Origin of the sequence: Bacillus sp. FCW2, from assembly GCF_021228595.1 — a bacterium.
GTDB classification, from domain to species: Bacteria; Bacillota; Bacilli; order Bacillales; family Bacillaceae; genus Bacillus; species Bacillus velezensis.
Genome location: NZ_CP089436.1, coordinates 972,925 through 989,093, shown reverse-complemented (window position 1 = coordinate 989,093; position 16,169 = coordinate 972,925). Strand labels below are relative to the sequence as shown.

Genomic DNA, 16,169 nt, shown 5'->3' with positions numbered 1-16,169 from the left:
CTTAAAAATCCCCCTGTTCCGCAGCCTCAACATCCATGCTGATGTCGGCGCTTTTTACTGAATGAGTCAGAAATCCGAGTGAAATATATTGGACGCCCGTTCCTTTATAAGCGGGCAATGTGTCGAGCGTTATGCCTCCGGATGCTTCCGTTTTGATATGGCCCGGTGTCATGCCTGCAAAACGCCGGACGGACTCAGGCGGACAGTTGTCAAACATAATAACATCTGCGCCCGCTTCTATTGCCTCGAGCAGCTGCTGTTCCGATTCGATTTCGACTTCCACCGCAAGCATCTGTCCCGCCGTTTTTCTTGCGCGCTCCACGGCCGCTTTTATCGATCCGCAGGCGGCAATATGATTATCTTTTATCAAGATGCCGTCATATAAGCCGAAGCGATGATTAAAGCCGCCTCCGACCCGAACGGCGTATTTTTCCAGCATTCTGAGCCCGGGTGTCGTTTTTCTCGTATCACAAATCTTAATGGACGGATCATCAAGACGCCTTTTGGCCTCATCCGTCATTGTCGCAATGCCTGACATTCTTTGTAAGAGATTCAGAATGACCCGCTCCCCCGTAAGAAGAGCCGCCGCCTGGCCTTCCATTTCAGCGAGCACGTCTCCTTTTTTCATCCGTTCTCCGTCTTTTTTCAGGGAGCGGATGCGGATATCATCGTGTAAAAGCTTCCATCCTTCACGGATAACGGCTTCTCCGGCAAACACGCCATCTGTTTTTGCGATGATTCGCGCTTTACATTGCTGATCAGCAAAAATCGCTTGTGACGTCGCATCACCCGTTCCGATATCTTCCTGAAAAAAATGAGTCAGCATTTGTTTCAGCTGCAGAATGTCCATAGTTCCCCAATCCTTTCGTTTTTTCTGATAACTGTTCCAGATGTTGAATGAATGATTTGTTTTCCGTGCCACTCTTTCTCCGTCCCGGGAAAATCAGCGCGAAAATGAGCGCCCCTGCTTTCTTCCCGAATAAGGGCTGAGGTCACAACAAGTTGCGCAGTCTTCCATAGGCAGGATAGCTCGGCTTGTTCTATTGTGATATCCTTCACATTTATATGACGCACAGATACGTTGTTAAGCCAGGATGCCAGCGCCTGCATGTTTTCTTTTTCCCTGACGATGCCCGCTCCGGTTGTCATTTTGGCTTGGAGCACATGAAGCGTTGTGTCCGGCACTTCTAAGATGACGTCAAATTTCTTCGGGGTTTTTTTATATCTTCCGTTTAACGGTGTTTGAATGATATGTTCAGCACATCGTTGCCCGCTTGCCAGCGCTTCCAGCAGTGAGTTGCTCGCAAGGCGGTTCGCCCCGTGCAAGCCTGTGCAGGCGGTCTCGCCTATAGCGTACAAATCAGGCACGGACGTTTTCCCCCATGTATCGGCTTTTACTCCGCCCATTAAAAAATGCATTCCGGGTGCTACGGGAATTCCGCTTTCAAGATCAACACCGGCTGTTTGACAAATTTCTGTTATGGTCGGAAAACGTTTCTTAAAATCGGCTATTCGGCTGCAATTTATAAAAACAGGATTTTCTTTCATCATTTCTTCATAAATCGCCCGTGAAACCACATCCCGGGGCGCCAAATCTTCTAGTGCGTGTCTGCCAGCCATGATCCTGCGCCCGAAGCGATCCGCTAAATATCCGCCTTCTCCTCTCACTGCTTCAGAAATCAGACCGTACACAGTCCCGTTTTTCACAAGGAGGGTCGGGTGGAACTGGGTGAACTCCATATCCGTGATCTCAGCTCCAGCGCGGTAGGCAAGAGCGATGCCGTCTCCCGTTATGGCGGAATCATTTGTGTGATATTGGTACAGACTGCCGCATCCGCCTGATGCAAGCACTACACAATCCGCTCTTCTGTAAGAAACGGCGCCTGAAGCATCCTTTACGGCAACGCCTGCGCATCGCCCGTGTTCAATCAGCAGATCAACAACCGTCTCGTGTTCAATGATCCGAATGCCGTCCCTCAGCTGCTGAACCAGAAACTCAACCAACATCCGTCCGGTCGCATCTCCCCCGGCGTGCAGAATCCTCCTTTTGGAATGAGCGCCTTCCCTGCCGAGACAAAACGTTCCGTCCGACTTCGTATCAAAAGGGAAATGGCCTTCTATCAGCCTGTTTATCATGCTCTGTCCGCTTTTCAGCAAATGCCGCACGGCTGTCACGTCATTGTGTCCGCATCCCGCATACAGTGTATCGTTCACATGGGATTCTAAAGAGTCATCTTTTGCGTATGAAACAGCAATCCCGCCTTGAGCATAATGCGAATTGCTGTTCGTTACGTTTCTCTTTGTGATGACGGTCACTTGGTATGACGGAGGAAATGAGGAAGCACAGGCAAGGGCCGCCGTCCCCGAACCAATGACGATAATTGTTTTTTCAGACATACATCACCCTCCTGTTATATTTACACCTGTCTTGACACCTATATTTACACAACGATAAAATAAACTCAAGCTTTTTTTTAACATAAACGGATAGGAGACGGGCTGTATGATTTATCTTGATTACGCGGCGGGAGCGCCTTTAAGCAAAGAAGCCGCGAAAGTCTTTCAGCATCTCAGCACAGAGGTATACGGCAATGCAAGCAGCCTTCATGACGCCGGAGGAAGAGCGGCGGACGTGCTGGAATATTGCAGACATTCTGCAGGAAAATTGATCGGCGGAGCGGCAGACGGCATTTACTTTACAAGCGGCGGAACGGAAGCGAACATCCTGGCCGTCCAATCATTGCTGCTCGGCCTGCCCGACCACAAAAAACATTTTATTACGACCGCAATGGAACACCATTCGATCCATAATGCCGCGGCGTTTTTAGCTGATCGGGGAATTGATGTCACCATCATATATCCCGACGAAAACGGCCTTATAACCGAGGACATACTGGCGGCTCATATCCGTCCTGACACGGGGCTCGTTTCCATACAGCACGCCAATTCAGAAACCGGCCTCATCCAGCCTGTGAATCGTCTGGCCGCTTTTCTTCACCAGAGAAACATTTTGCTTCATTGCGATTGTGTTCAAAGTTTCGGCAAACTGCCGATTGATGCGGATCAGGCGGGAATCGACGCCCTTTCCGTCTCCGGTCATAAAGTATACGGCCCGAAAGGCACCGGGGCTGTTTACATTCGGCCCGGTGTCAGCTGGAACCCGGTTTATCCGCATACCGTGCATGAAAACGGGTTCAGGCCCGGTACGGTGAATGTGCCGGCCATCGGCGCTTTTACCGCTGCTGCGGAGTATGCAGTGAATCATATGGAGGAACACCGTGAGCATGCTGACAGGCTGAGGAATTATTTGTATAACCAAATTCGGCGTCAAGGCCTCCCCATTTCATTTTCAGAGGAAGAAACCGGCGGTGAATGCCTGCCCCACATTGTCGGGTGTTTTTTTCACTCCTTTGAAGGACAATATATTATGTTAGAATGTAATCGTAACGATATTTGCATCTCAACCGGGAGCGCATGTTCCGCCGGCAGCCACGGCCCTTCTTCAGCTATGAAGGCGCTGAGAAAAACCGAACGGGAAGCGCGGCAGTTTTTCCGGATCTCATTCGGAAACGAAACAACATGTGAACAGCTCGATATGCTGATACATACATTTACGGCGCTATGGGAGCAAAAGAAAGGAGAATCAGCAATTTGACAGAAGGAACGAAGCTTACTGGGGAGAAAAGACGCGGCATGCTGCTTCATTGGCTGAAAGAAGCCGGCTCGCCATTAACAGGAGGCGAATTGGCCAAAAAAGCAAATGTTTCAAGACAGGTGATCGTGCAGGACATATCACTCTTGAAAGCAAAAAACGAGCCGATCATCGCGACGAGCCAAGGCTACTTATACATCAGCATGAATGCCGGCGGCGAAAAAAATGCCGAACGGATTGTCGCCTGTCTGCACGGCCCGGAGCGGACGGAAGAAGAGCTTGAACTCATTGTCGATGAAGGCGTCACCATAAAGGACGTCATTATTGAACACCCCGTATACGGCGATTTAACCGCCGCCATAAGAGTCAGCACACGGAAAGAAGTCAAACAATTCATGGATCACATTAACTCGACAAATGCCGCTTACCTTTCACAGCTGACCGGAGGCGTGCACCTCCATACGTTAAGCGCCCCGACAAAAGAGCGGATTGACCAAGCCTGCCAAGCGCTGGACGACGCGGGTATTTTAATAAAAGATTAAAAAAAAGCCCCCTGAAGGGCTTTTTTTATATCGAATAGGATTGATATGTTCCCAGAAGCTTGACCCGGCAGCCGAGGGCTTCCATCTCTTGAACGGCACCGGGAATGAGAACCTGATCCATCGCCTGTTCAATATCAATAATAAAGAAATAGTTGCCGAGACCCGTTTTTGTCGGGCGCGATTCGATCTTTGATAAATTCAGGTTTCTCCATGAAAAAGCGGACAGCACCCTGTGCAGCGCACCTGATTGGTCATCTTGAGGAAGCGTTACCATCATCGTCGTTTTCGGCCGTGAAGACAGTTTCGCATTCACTTCGAATGAGACGTCTTTTTCAGGCGAAAGAATGACAAATCTCGTGTGGTTGTCCTGATAATCCTGAATATCCCGCTTCACGATGCTCAATCCGTATGTAGCGGCGGCCATTTCATTTGCAATCACGCCGATCGGAAGGTCCGAATGCTCACTGACATACTTGGCAGCCGCACCTGTTGACTTCGCATACTCATAAGGAACGGACGAAAAATGCCGGTGAAGAAATTTGTGGCATTGCGCAATCGCATGGGAATGAGAATAAATTTTCTCAAGCTTTTTCCACTCATTTTCTCTCGAAGGGTGAACGAGCAGATGCTGGTGAATCGGCAGCGTCATTTCCCCCACGATCGTAAGAGGCTGCTCATGAATCAAGTAGTCAATCGTTAAGTTAACCGAGCCCTCCAGCGCGTTTTCCAAAGGAACAAATGCAAGATCAACTTCTCCCGCAACCGCCGCATCCATGCATGCCGGTATTGTTTGATAAGGTGCTTGTGTCACGCTGTTTTGAAAGCAGGAACTGACTGCTAGATGTGTAAATGTGGCTTCTGGCCCTAAATAACCGACTTTCATGTCTCTTCTCTCCTTACGCGCCTGACCCTAAGATCTCAACTTTTTCTATAAAATCAAATTTTCTCAGTTTATTCATTAACGTATGAATGTTTTCTTCCATTGCGGACGTACTGATTGAGAGCGTGACATTCGCCCTGCCCTGAAGCGGAATCGTCTGGTGAATGGAAAGCACGTTGCTTCCTGAGTCAGCCACCGCCTGCAAAAGCTGAGATAACGCGCCTGACCGATCCTCCAAATGAAAGAAAAGTGTGATTATTTGTTCTTTAACCATCGTGTAAAAAGGGAAAACCGCATCTCGGTATTTGTAAAAAGCACTTCTGCTTAAATCAACTTTCTGCACGGCATCTGCAACCGATTCAGCCTTTTTTCTGTCCAGCAGCTTTTTGACTTCAAGGGTTTTCCGCATCGCATCAGGCAGAACGTCTTCACGCACTAAATAAAATGTCTCTTCTTTCACCTGCACCCCTCCCTTTTACATCAGAGAGCCTGCAATGCAAGCTCTCCGTTTTTTTAATCAATAAATTCAAATTCAAATTCCAGAAGCCGGATGATATCGCCGTCTTTCGCACCGCGTTCTCTGAGCGCTTCATCAACGCCCATACCGCGCATCTGTCTTGCAAAACGCTTGACGGATTCGTCACGGGAGAAGTCAGTCATTTTAAAGAGGCGTTCCAGGCTGTCACCTGAAAGCACAAACGCACCGTCCGGATCACGGGTAATGTTAAATGGAATTTCTTCGTCTTCCATCGTGTACATTACGCGGTTTTCCGCCAGTTCTTCTTCATCATACAGCGGGAATTCAGGCGTTGTTTCCAGCTGGTTGGCGACTTCAAACAGAAGATCGCGGAGCCCTTCTCTCGTCACCGCGCTGATCGGGAAGACAGGATGGTCATCCTGAAGCTTTTCTTTAAACGCTTTAAGATTTTCAGCCGCCTCGGGCATGTCCATTTTATTCGCAACGATAATTTGCGGACGCTCCGTCAGCCGCAGATTATATTCACTGAGCTCCTGATTAATGGTCACATAATCCTCATACGGATCACGGCCTTCCATCGCTGACATGTCAATGACGTGAACGATGACGCGCGTCCGTTCGATATGGCGGAGAAATTGGTGGCCTAAGCCGACTCCTTCGTGCGCTCCTTCAATCAAACCGGGCAGATCCGCCATGACGAAGCTTCTTCCGTCATCCGTTTCCACCATGCCCAGATTCGGAACAAGCGTTGTAAAATGATAATCGGCGATTTTCGGCTTTGCCGATGAAACGACAGACAGAAGCGTAGATTTTCCGACGCTCGGGAAGCCGACGAGACCTACGTCTGCAAGCACTTTCAGTTCAAGCACGATATAGCGCTCTTTTCCGGGCTCTCCGTGCTCTGACAGCTGCGGTGCCGGGTTGGCCGGTGTCGCAAAGCGGGTATTCCCGCGTCCGCCGCGTCCGCCTTTTGCGATGACGGCGCGCTGCCCGTGCTCAGTCAGATCGGCAATGACCTGTTTTGTATCGTCATCCGTTACGACTGTGCCGGGCGGAACTTTAACAACCATATCGTCCGCATTTCTGCCGTGCTGGTTTTTAGACATGCCGTGTTCGCCGCGTATCGCTTTGAAATGCCGCTGGTACCGGAAGTCCATGAGCGTGCGCAGTCCTTCATCAACCTCAAAAACGACGTCGCCTCCATTACCTCCGTCACCGCCGGCAGGCCCGCCTTTCGGCACATATTTTTCACGGCGGAACGCAACCATTCCGTTACCGCCGTCGCCGCCTTTTACATATACTTTCACCTGATCTACAAACATAATATCCTCCGTTCTAAACCGTAAAAACCGCTAGTTCATTCCAATTTCGGCCACACATTCATGGCAGGTCAGCTCAAATTGCATGACATCAAAGTCCTCATACCGGGATTTGCGAAATTCATCAAACACATCTGCATTTGCAATCGTTCCATGAAAATCGAGATATACAATAAGCTGTCTGTCAGGGTGATCCGTCTGCAGCGATACGGTCAGATGATTTTCACTTTCATTGTTTACCGCCAGACCGAACAGATGAAACAGTTTTCTCATCAGGTTCGACAGCTTTTGATCATATGCCGATAAATCTTTAATTTCTCCGAGCACTTCGTATTCGAGCCTCATATAACGGGACTTCCAATTAAATGTAAGGAAGTCAAACGCCAAGTGCGGGGTTTTCAGGTTTGAGAGCTTTGATTCGTGCTTTGCATCTATGACCATTTCGTCAATAATTTCAACGACCCTGTCATACTTCTGCAAACTTAAGTTTCCTTTTATCAGCTGCAGCTTATTCATCCAATCATGACGGAAATGGCCCATTAATTGGATCAGCTCATTGATCAGAGCTGCATCGCTTACAGGTTCTTCTTGTTTCTTCGATACATCCTTCATTTTCGCACTCCCAATCGTTTAATTTCTTTTTAGGAGTCTTGATAAGTGTGTACTATGAATTATAACAGAGAAGGCTTTGTTAAAAAAACACTTGTTTTTCCTGGTTCATCATGTTCCTTTTTCGGATCGCATACTATGCGGATGCCAGGCAGAAACATTTTTGGTATCACTGCTTGGGGAACATATCCAGTGGGTATGGGAAGCTGATGTCCTCATTCAAGGCGGGGTTCACTCACGCATCCTCTGCTTTTCATTCTTGATGTTACTCCGCTTACTGCAAAAAAAACTCCAGTCAACGACCGGAGTTTTTTGTGTCATTATTGAGCTACAGGATATACGCTCACTTTTTTGCGGTCACGGCCGAAACGTTCGAATTTAACAGTTCCGTCGATTTTAGCAAAAAGAGTGTCATCTCCTCCGCGGCCCACGTTTTCACCTGGGTAGATTTTCGTTCCGCGTTGACGGTAAAGGATAGATCCGCCTGTTACGAATTGACCGTCTGCACGTTTAGCGCCTAAACGTTTAGATTCAGAGTCACGTCCGTTCTTTGTAGAACCTACACCTTTTTTAGAAGCGAAAAACTGAAGATCTAATCTAAGCATGTAACTCACCTCCTATATTTGGTTTGCAGTCAACCGTAAGTGTTCACTGTAATCCCGCTCGATCGTTTCAAGAGAAACAATCATGCCTTCAATCAGCAGCTGCGCTTTTTGCAAAGCTTCCTGATCAGCGGCTTCAGGGAATTCAAAGTAGAAATAACCCCCGTCCTCGCCTATATCAAGAATCGGTTCGAGAGGAGCCAGCGCGATAACCGCATTGACCGCTCCGAAAACGACAGCCGTGACCCCGGCGCATACGAGATCTCGTCCATGTTCAGCAAAATCGGCATGTCCCGTCATTTCAAAGGACAAAATGCCCCCGTCATTCCGGGATCTTCGAATTGTTGCCTCAATCATGCTTACGCGTTGATTTTTTCGATTGTCAATTTAGTATAAGGCTGACGATGACCTTGTTTTTTATGAACATTTTTCTTTGGCTTGTAACGGAAAACAGTGATTTTTTTCGCACGGCCTTGTTTTTCAACTTTAGCTGTAACTGTCGCGCCTGCAACTGTTGGGTTGCCGACTTTCACGCTGTCTCCGCCAACAAACAATACGTCTTCAAACGTCACTGTTTCACCTGCTTCAGCAGCAAGTTTTTCGATGTAAACAGTTTGACCTTCTTCAACTTTGATTTGTTTTCCGCCTGTTTTAATGATTGCGTACATTCTCTGCACCTCCTATTAGACTAAGACTCGCCAGCAACAGGGGGCTTTAAAGCTCTTATCACCTGTCCCGAGCGGTTGTAGCATTGGTGCTACATCCATAACATTAAAAAATATATCAGAACCAAAAGGATATGTCAATCTATTTCTAGTAAGGCAGCAGCAGGTCTTCCATAGAGGAATCTGTCCGTTTATCGGCAAAATACGCATGAAGCACTTCATTTTCATCGAGCTGGCTGAGCTTTTCTCCGGCTTTTTCAACGATGATGGGGTGCTTGCATCCCCGTTTGAATTCGGCCATGACATGTTTCACTTTGGCATCGGCCGCGACCGTCAAAGGATGCAGCATGGCGACATCGCGGTTTTTGCCGTAGTATCTCTCCAAAAGAAACCTCAGCTGAATATAATGCCGCTTCCGGTATTCATCCCATAAAGAAGCGGCGAGAAAGACGAACAGCACCCATGCGCTGACCTGAAGGGGGACGGCCAGCACAATCCAGCAGCAGAGCAAAAGCGCGGAAACGGCCGATGTCTGCAGGCTGAGGAGATGCGCTTTTTGAAAAGCCATTTGTTTGGAGAAGTATAAAAACACAAACTTTCCGCCGTCAAGCGGCCAGATCGGCAAAAGATTGATGAAAAGAATAGAGAGATTATAAAAGGTAAACATCTCAAATGTCTGCTCACTTGCAAAACCTGACATGAAAAAGAGCCAGGCTGCCGCCTGAAGCCACACATGCTGAAGCGGGCCTGCCAGGATGACCGCGAATTCCTCTTTAAGCGGCCGGTTTCCGTGCTCCTCCACCTCAACCGTCCCGCCGAAAGGGAGCAGAAAGATTCGTTTTATGCGCCACGAAAAAAACACAGCCAGAGCAGCATGCCCCAGCTCATGAACGGATACGACCAGCAAAAGACACAGCAGCGCTTTGATGTGCCCCGTCATAAGACCAAGCCCCATGATAATCCAAAGAAAAGGATGGACATGAACTTTGAAAAGGAGGCTGAGCCATTTATTCATCAAAAGTGATCACCTGGATCGGATCTATGAATTTATCGCCATCCTGGATCGCGAAATAGTACTGGCCTTTACTTTTATCGTTAAGCTTGATCGAACCGATCTTTTTCCCTTTATCGACAAAGTCGTACAATGAAACGTTAACATCTTTTAGCCGGCCGTAAATGCTGCTTGTATTGTCGGCGTGCTGCACCTTCACCGTCAGCCCTGTTTTTTTATCTTTGCTCACTTCCATAATGTAGCCTTCTTTTACGCTGTCAATGGCTTCGCTGGCGGTTTCGACGACGACGCCCTCTCCGTTATTTTGAAAGTCCTGCTGGATTTTCCCCGCGGCAGGAACGGCCATATCCTGACTGACCGCCACCTGACCGTCCTTCTTTTTCGTTCCCGGCGTAAGAAAAGCGAGCGGGTTTCCGAAGGAAGATACGAACCAATTGCTTACGGCAGCAAACTGAAATTCCTTTTGAAAGGTTTGTGCGATCGCCGGTTTGATCTGACTCAACGGCTGTTTGTCAGTTTTATAGGCAATAGCGGAGATCAGTACGAGACAGGCGGCCAGCAGGCATTTTAAAATAATAGAATGAGCGCTGATCAATGGATGCCGTCCGTTAAATTCGGGCGGGTGTTCCGTTTGATATTCGTAGTCCGGTAGAAGCTTGTGCTTTTCCTGCTCCTTGACCGTCTGCCACGCGGGAAAATCCTGAGTTCGGGCGTTTTGAACGAAAGTCCGTTTTGATTCAGGCCGCTGTTTTCTTCTTTTGGCCAGTCTTTTTCTAATTTCATCAGCTCTGTGACTCATCGCCATCATCCTTTGCAATCGTTGGGTTTGTACATCCTATGTCTTGTCCATTGCAAATATGCGCTCTTGAAAAACAAAAAAGACCTGATAAGCTGGGCTTCATCAGATCTTTGTATTCTGGTATATATTATGAACGCACGCCGAAAAATGACTTGATTTTCGCCATCATCCCTTTTTGCTGCTCTTCAAGCACCTGCAAAGGAACGGATTCTCCTAAAATGCGCCGGGCGATATTGCGGTACGCAATGCTGGCGCGGTTTTTGGAATTCATGGCAATCGGTTCGCCGATATTTGAAGCCCTGATCACTTCATCATCGTCAGCAACGATTCCGAGGAGATCAATAGACAGATGATGAACAACTTCATCCACATCCATCGTGTCACCGTTTTTCACCAGGTGATTTCTGATGCGGTTCACGATAAGGCGCGGCGGTTCAATATCTTCCTGCTCCAAAAGTCCGATAATGCGGTCAGCGTCCCGCACCGCTGATATTTCCGGCGTCGTCACAACAATCGCCTTATCAGCTCCGGAGACGGCATTTTTATAGCCTTGTTCAATTCCGGCCGGACAATCAATAATGACATAATCAAATTCCTGCTTAAGCTCCTGCACAAGCGATTTGATCTGCTCAGGGACAACAGCCGTCTTGTCGCTTGTCTGGGCAGCCGGCATTAAATGAAGCAGATCATCAAAACGTTTGTCTTTGACAAGCGCTTGATGCGTCTTGCATCTGCCTTCAATTACATCTACTAAGTCGTAAATAATTCTGTTTTCAAGACCCATTACGACATCAAGGTTGCGCAGTCCGATATCTGTGTCTACCAAACAGACGCGCTTCCCTAAAATGGCTAAGGCGGTACCGAGGTTTGCAGATGTTGTTGTTTTACCTACTCCGCCTTTTCCCGAAGTTATTACGATAGCCTCACCCAATTTCACATTCCTCCCTCAAGCCTTGTTAGATCAGGTCTTAAATGAGCCAATTGCTGAAGGCGTTCAATGACCATATTTCCGTCAGTATCTAAATAAGCACATTCCATGTCGTTCCCTTTTTGAATGTGGTCTGGGGAGCGATTTAACACGTGATTGATCCTCAATTGTGTCGGCATCATTTCGGATGCGGCGATCACAGCCCGGTTATTTCCGTTATAACCCGCGTGGGCAATCCCTTTTAATGAACCGAGAACAAATATATTTCCTCCGGCTCTGATCGTACCGCCGGGATTCACATCTCCGATTAAAAGCAAATCTCCCGTCACGTGAAGCACCTGGCCCGAACGGACGATTTTGGAAACAGAAACAATTTCCTGCTCCTCTTTCATCCGCTGCGCTTCTTCTTTGGCGATGACTTCACTGTCAATTGAATGCACGACTAAATCTTTCTTTGACGCGATCAGATCAGTCAGCTGCTCTGCCTGTTCCTGATACAGATACCGATGCCCGAGTTTAATATGAACACTGATTTTTTGGCCTTTGCCATCAGTATATTGTTCAATCGACAGCATGTTTTGAAGACCATCGAGAAGCTCATCAAAAGAACACGCATCATCCAGATGCAATGTTAAGCCGTTTTTTGTTCCTTTTATTGTTACATATTGCTGCTTTTTGGTCTTCATCAATGTTCACCTCAACAACATACTCTTTTCGTCAAAAAAAGATAAAATCCTTTTTACTCATCTCTTAATTCTTTCTTCAGACTTATATAAAACAGCCTGAAGGGCAGGACTAATATAACGGCCCCCGCAATATTCAGCAAAGCGGTCGGCAAGAACCGCTGAATGACAAAATCGTTAAACGTCATTGTGCCGCTGCGGATTAACGTCTGAATGCCGTAGACGTAAAATTCAAGCACACATACGCTCAGCACCGCGACCAGAATGACCATCAGGGCGTTTGTCTGCAGCACTTTAAACGCTTTGGCCGCCAGATAGCATAAACCGGCAAAACCAAACATATAAACGCCTAAAACACCCGTATAATTGATGTCATAAAGAAATCCGAAAATGAAACCGTAGATCACCGCATGCTTTTGGTTGATATAAGCGGACATAAAAATCAGCGCAAGCAAAAGAAAATGCGGAACGACCTGCTGCTCGACGGAAACGAAAGGAAAACGCACCAGATCGGTATAGATGCTTTCCGCACAAAAGACCAAAATCATAATCAAAGGGAGAAGGAAACGTTTCACGATCCTTCCTCCCCTGTTGCTACGCTTCGGTTCACGACGATGACATGGTCAAGATCGTACAGGTCGGCAGCCGGTTTCACGTAAGCGATTTTCGTCAGGCCGTAAGCATCTGATTCTACATCGGTCACTTCCCCGACCGTAAGCCCTTGAGGAAATACGCCGCCCGTTCCGGATGTCTCCACGAGGTCGCCTTTTTTCACTTCACGTTTTTCATCCGGCTCAAGGATAGTCATTTTCAGGGTCTGTTTCTTTTTATCGTACCCTTCAATTAAACCGTAGCCTTTGCTTCCCTTTTTGCCGGAGATTTTGGTGGCCACTCTGTTATTGCGGTCAACATCGCTCAGCAGCTGAACGGCGGATGTGAAACTGTTGAGTCCGCTGCTTTTGATCTTCCCGACCAGCGCACCCTTTTCGTTCGTGACAGCCATGTCTTTGGCCACTTTCTGCTTCGTTCCCTTATTGATCATGATCTGCTTGTACCATTGATCAGGGTTTCTGGCGATAACGGTCGCTAAAATCGGATCATAGTCGGAAATTGATTTGACATGCCCGAGTTCATCACGCAGCTTCTTGTTTTCATCTTTGAGTTCTTGGAGCTTCGCTTCATATTGTGTCTGTCCGTCCAGCTTTTGTCTTAAGCGTTCGTTTTCCTTGTACGTGTTTTTCAGGTCTTTTATGTCCCCGAAGAACCCTGCAAAATATTCGGCAGGCGTGTGAAAAATGTTTTGAAATACTCCCGTCGTATCACCGATCAGCTTTTCAGGCCAGGTGGTATTACGGCCGTTCTTCAGCGAGAATCCAATCATAGCCACCAATATGATAATACACAGAAGTAATAGCATTAACCGTTTGTTCGGCATCGTGATACACCTCTTCTATTTAACTCCTGATTATCTTGTTTTTCCTTTGAAAAGATGGATGTGCTCCAGTGCTTTTCCAGTGCCGATCGCAACACAATCCAGCGGATCTTCAGCGATAAGAACAGGCATTTTCGTTTCGTCGCTGATGACTTTGTCGAGATTGCGGAGCAGGGCGCCTCCCCCTGTTAATACAATACCTCTGTCCATAATGTCAGCGGCCAGCTCAGGCGGTGTTTTTTCAAGCGTGCTCTTCACCGCGTCAACGATTGAGAGAACTGTATCACGCAGTGCATTTGCAATTTCCGTTCCCGTGATTTCGATCGTTTTCGGCAGACCTGTCAGAAGATCGCGGCCGCGGATTTCCATTGACGCATTTTCTTCACCGGTTTCTGCTGAACCGATTTCCATTTTAATAGCTTCCGCCGTACGGTCACCGATCATCAGATTATATGTTTTTCTGATATAGCTGATGATTGAGTCGTCCATTTCGTCACCGGCTACGCGGATTGACTGAGACGTAACAATGCCGCCTAAAGAAATGATCGCCACTTCAGTTGTTCCGCCGCCGATATCAACGACCATGCTGCCCGTCGGCTCCCATACCGGAAGATTCGCGCCGATTGCTGCCGCAAACGGTTCTTCAATCGGATAAGCGTCACGTGCGCCCGCTTGTCTTGTCGCGTCGATGACCGCCCGTTCTTCAACGGCCGTAATACCTGACGGCACACACACCATAACGTAAGGCTTTCTCGCAAACAATCCTTTATTTTTCACAGCCTGATTAATGTAGTATTTCATCATTGTCGCAGTTGTTTCATAGTCAGCGATAACGCCGTCTTTCATCGGACGGAGCGCAACCACGTTGCCCGGAGTTCTTCCGATCATGTTTTTCGCATCGTTACCGACCGCAACGATGGACTTCGTATCCGTTTGCAGAGCAACGACAGACGGCTCTCTCACTACGATTCCTTTACCTTTAACAAACACAAGCGTATTCGCGGTTCCCAAATCTATACCAAGGTCTCTTGTACCAATTCCGAACATATGTATGTATCTTCCTTTCTTAAAGCAAAAATACCCTAAAGGGAAAAACTCATAAAATCTATTATATCTTAAATCAACGAAAAAAAAAGTGTTACAAATATCCTTTTTCCTTTAAACTCACAAATTTTTTGTCACCAATGACCAAATGATCCAGCAGCTCGATGCCGATTAAATTTCCGCACTCAAAAAGCCGCCTGGTTACCTCTATATCTTCCCTGCTCGGTGTAGGATCTCCTGAAGGATGATTGTGAACGCAAATGAAGGACGCGGCGGATCGTTTGAAAGCTTCTTTAAACACCTCCCGCGGGTGGACAATAGATGAATTCAGACTTCCGATAAAAACGGTGCGTTTATGAATGACTTGATTTTTGGTATTTAAATATAAACAGACAAAATGCTCCTGGGATAAAAAGCGCATATCCTCCATCACATACTTCGCCCCGTCTTCCGGAGAGCGGATGACGCAATGCTCCCCGGCGGATGTCTTATGAATGCGGCTCCCCAGCTCAATTGCGGCAAGAATCTGAACGGCTTTCACCGTGCCGATTCCCGGAATGCTGGAAAGCTCCTGGGCAGAGGCGCCTTTTAACAGTCGCAGCCCGTCAAACGTCCGCAGCAGCCGGTGAGCGAGGTTCATGACGGACTCATGTTTCGTTCCCGTCCGCAGCAGGATGGCGAGCAATTCATTGTTAGAGAGATGTTCGGCTCCGAAGTGCAGAAGCCGCTCTCTCGGTTTTTCTTTTTCGGGGAAATCTCTTAATTTTAACGGCAGATCACGGATGATCAACCCCTCCTTGTTCCCCTTCCCGGTTTGAACATCAAGCTTTTATATTAAATTCTTTCAAGGCTCTCATTGTTTTAGCGACAGGAAGCCCGACGACAGAATAAAAATCACCGTCTATTTTTTTCACTAAAAGCGCGCCTTTTCCTTGGATGCCGTATGCACCTGCTTTATCCATCGGTTCTTTTGTTTCAATGTAGAGCTGTATGTCGTCTTCACTGAGCGGCCAAAACGTCACTTCCGTCGTGTCACAGAACGTTTCTTTCCGGTCATGCGTCTGAATGCTGACCGCCGTAATGACTTGATGGCTTCGGCCGGAAAGCCTCCGCAGCATGTGTGCCGCTTCTTCTCTGTCATGCGGTTTGCCGAGGCATTCGCCGTCTATGCACACCATCGTGTCAGCCCCGATAACGACTGCATCGGGATTTTCGGCCAATACAGCACCGGCTTTTTGCTCGGCCAAACATTGGACGTTTTCTTCCGGCGAAAGGTTTCGATTTAATTTTTCTTCTGTGCGGCTTGCAATAATGCTGTAAGGAATCTGAAGAAGATTAAGGAGTTCTTTTCTTCGCGGAGATTGTGATGCGAGTATTAAGCGTTTTGTCATGATTGTCATCCTTTCAGGGTTTGCTTAAGAAAAAAAGATACTTGTCTATCCTACCAAATCAAACGGGCAACCACAATTTCAGAAAAATAACTTTTTGATGACAAAATAAAAAATCCCGCCGGATGACGGGAAA

20 protein-coding genes and 1 other annotated feature are annotated in these 16,169 nt (G+C 47.5%); of the genes, 2 read left to right on the top strand and 18 right to left on the bottom strand.

Annotation, left to right across the window (positions count from 1 at the left end; all coding sequences use genetic code 11):
- Nucleotide 1 precedes the first annotated feature (1 nt).
- Both nadC and nadB read right to left on the bottom strand, forming a co-directional pair.
- Nucleotides 2-850 carry a carboxylating nicotinate-nucleotide diphosphorylase gene (gene nadC, locus K3G25_RS04955; RefSeq protein WP_128497083.1) on the bottom strand — a complete coding sequence of 283 codons (849 nt, stop codon included), beginning with the start codon at nt 848-850 and terminating at the stop codon, nt 2-4.
- Nucleotides 832-2,397, bottom strand: a complete 1,566-nt coding sequence (nadB, locus tag K3G25_RS04950; RefSeq protein ID WP_128496754.1) for an L-aspartate oxidase — start codon at nt 2,395-2,397, stop codon at nt 832-834. Before nadB ends, nadC begins: the two co-directional genes overlap by 19 nt.
- Nucleotides 2,398-2,503: 106 nt before the next feature.
- On the opposite strand from nadB, the gene K3G25_RS04945 reads away from it, so the two are divergent.
- Nucleotides 2,504-3,655 (top strand): IscS subfamily cysteine desulfurase, encoded by a 1,152-nt coding sequence (locus tag K3G25_RS04945; protein WP_128496755.1) that lies wholly within the window; start codon nt 2,504-2,506, stop codon nt 3,653-3,655.
- Nucleotides 3,652-4,194, top strand: coding sequence for a transcription repressor NadR (locus tag K3G25_RS04940; protein WP_404977503.1), 543 nt, complete (start codon nt 3,652-3,654; stop codon nt 4,192-4,194). Before K3G25_RS04945 ends, K3G25_RS04940 begins: the two co-directional genes overlap by 4 nt.
- Before the next feature lie 25 nt (nt 4,195-4,219).
- Here K3G25_RS04940 and pheA read toward each other — a convergent pair whose 3' ends face one another.
- The 16 genes from pheA to K3G25_RS04860 all read right to left on the bottom strand — a co-directional run bounded on the left by pheA (nt 4,220) and on the right by K3G25_RS04860 (nt 16,036).
- Nucleotides 4,220-5,077, bottom strand: coding sequence for a prephenate dehydratase (pheA, locus tag K3G25_RS04935; protein ID WP_232489611.1), 858 nt, complete (start codon nt 5,075-5,077; stop codon nt 4,220-4,222).
- 13 nt (nt 5,078-5,090) lie between these two features.
- On the bottom strand, nt 5,091-5,534 hold the full coding sequence (thrR, locus tag K3G25_RS04930; RefSeq protein ID WP_007408173.1) for a transcriptional regulator ThrR: 444 nt from the start codon (nt 5,532-5,534) through the stop codon (nt 5,091-5,093).
- Between the two features lie 53 nt (nt 5,535-5,587).
- Nucleotides 5,588-6,874 carry a GTPase ObgE gene (gene obgE / locus K3G25_RS04925; RefSeq protein ID WP_007408172.1) on the bottom strand — a complete coding sequence of 429 codons (1,287 nt, stop codon included), beginning with the start codon at nt 6,872-6,874 and terminating at the stop codon, nt 5,588-5,590.
- Nucleotides 6,875-6,904: 30 nt separating this feature from the next.
- Nucleotides 6,905-7,483: a sporulation initiation phosphotransferase B gene (locus K3G25_RS04920; protein WP_159354429.1), complete on the bottom strand. Its 579-nt coding sequence runs from the start codon at nt 7,481-7,483 to the stop codon at nt 6,905-6,907.
- Nucleotides 7,484-7,800: 317 nt separating this feature from the next.
- Complete coding sequence (gene rpmA / locus K3G25_RS04915; RefSeq protein WP_003152662.1) at nt 7,801-8,085, bottom strand: 50S ribosomal protein L27; 285 nt, start codon at nt 8,083-8,085, stop codon at nt 7,801-7,803.
- Nucleotides 8,086-8,097: 12 nt separating this feature from the next.
- Entirely contained in the window at nt 8,098-8,439 is a 342-nt protein-coding gene (locus tag K3G25_RS04910) for a ribosomal-processing cysteine protease Prp (RefSeq protein WP_012118103.1), read from the bottom strand.
- A 2-nt stretch (nt 8,440-8,441) separates the two neighbouring features.
- Nucleotides 8,442-8,750 (bottom strand): 50S ribosomal protein L21, encoded by a 309-nt coding sequence (gene rplU / locus K3G25_RS04905; protein ID WP_003152660.1) that lies wholly within the window; start codon nt 8,748-8,750, stop codon nt 8,442-8,444.
- 13 nt (nt 8,751-8,763) lie between these two features.
- Nucleotides 8,764-8,837, bottom strand: a sequence feature (ribosomal protein L21 leader region).
- A 58-nt stretch (nt 8,838-8,895) separates the two neighbouring features.
- A complete protein-coding gene (locus K3G25_RS04900; RefSeq protein WP_017418245.1) occupies nt 8,896-9,762 on the bottom strand; it encodes a M50 family metallopeptidase in 867 nt (288 codons plus the stop codon).
- Entirely contained in the window at nt 9,755-10,558 is an 804-nt protein-coding gene (locus tag K3G25_RS04895; protein WP_017418246.1) for a M23 family metallopeptidase, read from the bottom strand. The genes K3G25_RS04900 and K3G25_RS04895 overlap by 8 nt, the downstream gene beginning before the upstream one ends.
- Before the next feature lie 127 nt (nt 10,559-10,685).
- On the bottom strand, nt 10,686-11,489 hold the full coding sequence (gene minD, locus K3G25_RS04890; RefSeq protein WP_003152655.1) for a septum site-determining protein MinD: 804 nt from the start codon (nt 11,487-11,489) through the stop codon (nt 10,686-10,688).
- A 2-nt stretch (nt 11,490-11,491) separates the two neighbouring features.
- The gene (gene minC / locus K3G25_RS04885; RefSeq protein ID WP_003152653.1) at nt 11,492-12,172 is read right to left on the bottom strand and encodes a septum site-determining protein MinC; all 681 of its coding nucleotides are present in this window, start codon (nt 12,170-12,172) and stop codon (nt 11,492-11,494) included.
- 53 nt (nt 12,173-12,225) lie between these two features.
- A complete protein-coding gene (gene mreD, locus K3G25_RS04880) occupies nt 12,226-12,744 on the bottom strand; it encodes a rod shape-determining protein MreD (RefSeq protein ID WP_003152650.1) in 519 nt (172 codons plus the stop codon).
- Nucleotides 12,741-13,604: a rod shape-determining protein MreC gene (gene mreC, locus K3G25_RS04875; protein ID WP_007408166.1), complete on the bottom strand. Its 864-nt coding sequence runs from the start codon at nt 13,602-13,604 to the stop codon at nt 12,741-12,743. Before mreC ends, mreD begins: the two co-directional genes overlap by 4 nt.
- A 30-nt stretch (nt 13,605-13,634) precedes the next feature.
- A complete protein-coding gene (gene mreB / locus K3G25_RS04870) occupies nt 13,635-14,648 on the bottom strand; it encodes a cell shape-determining protein MreB (protein WP_003152647.1) in 1,014 nt (337 codons plus the stop codon).
- Between the two features lie 91 nt (nt 14,649-14,739).
- Nucleotides 14,740-15,435, bottom strand: coding sequence for a RadC family protein (radC, locus tag K3G25_RS04865; protein ID WP_007408165.1), 696 nt, complete (start codon nt 15,433-15,435; stop codon nt 14,740-14,742).
- A 31-nt stretch (nt 15,436-15,466) separates the two neighbouring features.
- Nucleotides 15,467-16,036: a Maf family protein gene (locus K3G25_RS04860; RefSeq protein WP_012118105.1), complete on the bottom strand. Its 570-nt coding sequence runs from the start codon at nt 16,034-16,036 to the stop codon at nt 15,467-15,469.
- Between the last annotated feature and the right edge of the window lie 133 nt (nt 16,037-16,169).

What these genes read in the sequence shown, in the direction of transcription:
- nadC (WP_128497083.1), bottom strand. Translation starts at nt 850, where the DNA reads ATGGACATTCTGCAGCTGAAACAAATGCTGACTCATTTTTTTCAGGAA.
- nadB (WP_128496754.1), bottom strand. Translation starts at nt 2,397, where the DNA reads ATGTCTGAAAAAACAATTATCGTCATTGGTTCGGGGACGGCGGCCCTT.
- K3G25_RS04945 (WP_128496755.1), top strand. Translation starts at nt 2,504, where the DNA reads ATGATTTATCTTGATTACGCGGCGGGAGCGCCTTTAAGCAAAGAAGCC.
- pheA (WP_232489611.1), bottom strand. Translation starts at nt 5,077, where the DNA reads ATGAAAGTCGGTTATTTAGGGCCAGAAGCCACATTTACACATCTAGCA.
- obgE (WP_007408172.1), bottom strand. Translation starts at nt 6,874, where the DNA reads ATGTTTGTAGATCAGGTGAAAGTATATGTAAAAGGCGGCGACGGCGGT.
- K3G25_RS04920 (WP_159354429.1), bottom strand. Translation starts at nt 7,483, where the DNA reads ATGAAGGATGTATCGAAGAAACAAGAAGAACCTGTAAGCGATGCAGCT.
- rpmA (WP_003152662.1), bottom strand. Translation starts at nt 8,085, where the DNA reads ATGCTTAGATTAGATCTTCAGTTTTTCGCTTCTAAAAAAGGTGTAGGT.
- K3G25_RS04910 (WP_012118103.1), bottom strand. Translation starts at nt 8,439, where the DNA reads ATGATTGAGGCAACAATTCGAAGATCCCGGAATGACGGGGGCATTTTG.
- rplU (WP_003152660.1), bottom strand. Translation starts at nt 8,750, where the DNA reads ATGTACGCAATCATTAAAACAGGCGGAAAACAAATCAAAGTTGAAGAA.
- K3G25_RS04900 (WP_017418245.1), bottom strand. Translation starts at nt 9,762, where the DNA reads ATGAATAAATGGCTCAGCCTCCTTTTCAAAGTTCATGTCCATCCTTTT.
- K3G25_RS04895 (WP_017418246.1), bottom strand. Translation starts at nt 10,558, where the DNA reads ATGAGTCACAGAGCTGATGAAATTAGAAAAAGACTGGCCAAAAGAAGA.
- minC (WP_003152653.1), bottom strand. Translation starts at nt 12,172, where the DNA reads ATGAAGACCAAAAAGCAGCAATATGTAACAATAAAAGGAACAAAAAAC.
- mreC (WP_007408166.1), bottom strand. Translation starts at nt 13,604, where the DNA reads ATGCCGAACAAACGGTTAATGCTATTACTTCTGTGTATTATCATATTG.
- mreB (WP_003152647.1), bottom strand. Translation starts at nt 14,648, where the DNA reads ATGTTCGGAATTGGTACAAGAGACCTTGGTATAGATTTGGGAACCGCG.
- K3G25_RS04860 (WP_012118105.1), bottom strand. Translation starts at nt 16,036, where the DNA reads ATGACAAAACGCTTAATACTCGCATCACAATCTCCGCGAAGAAAAGAA.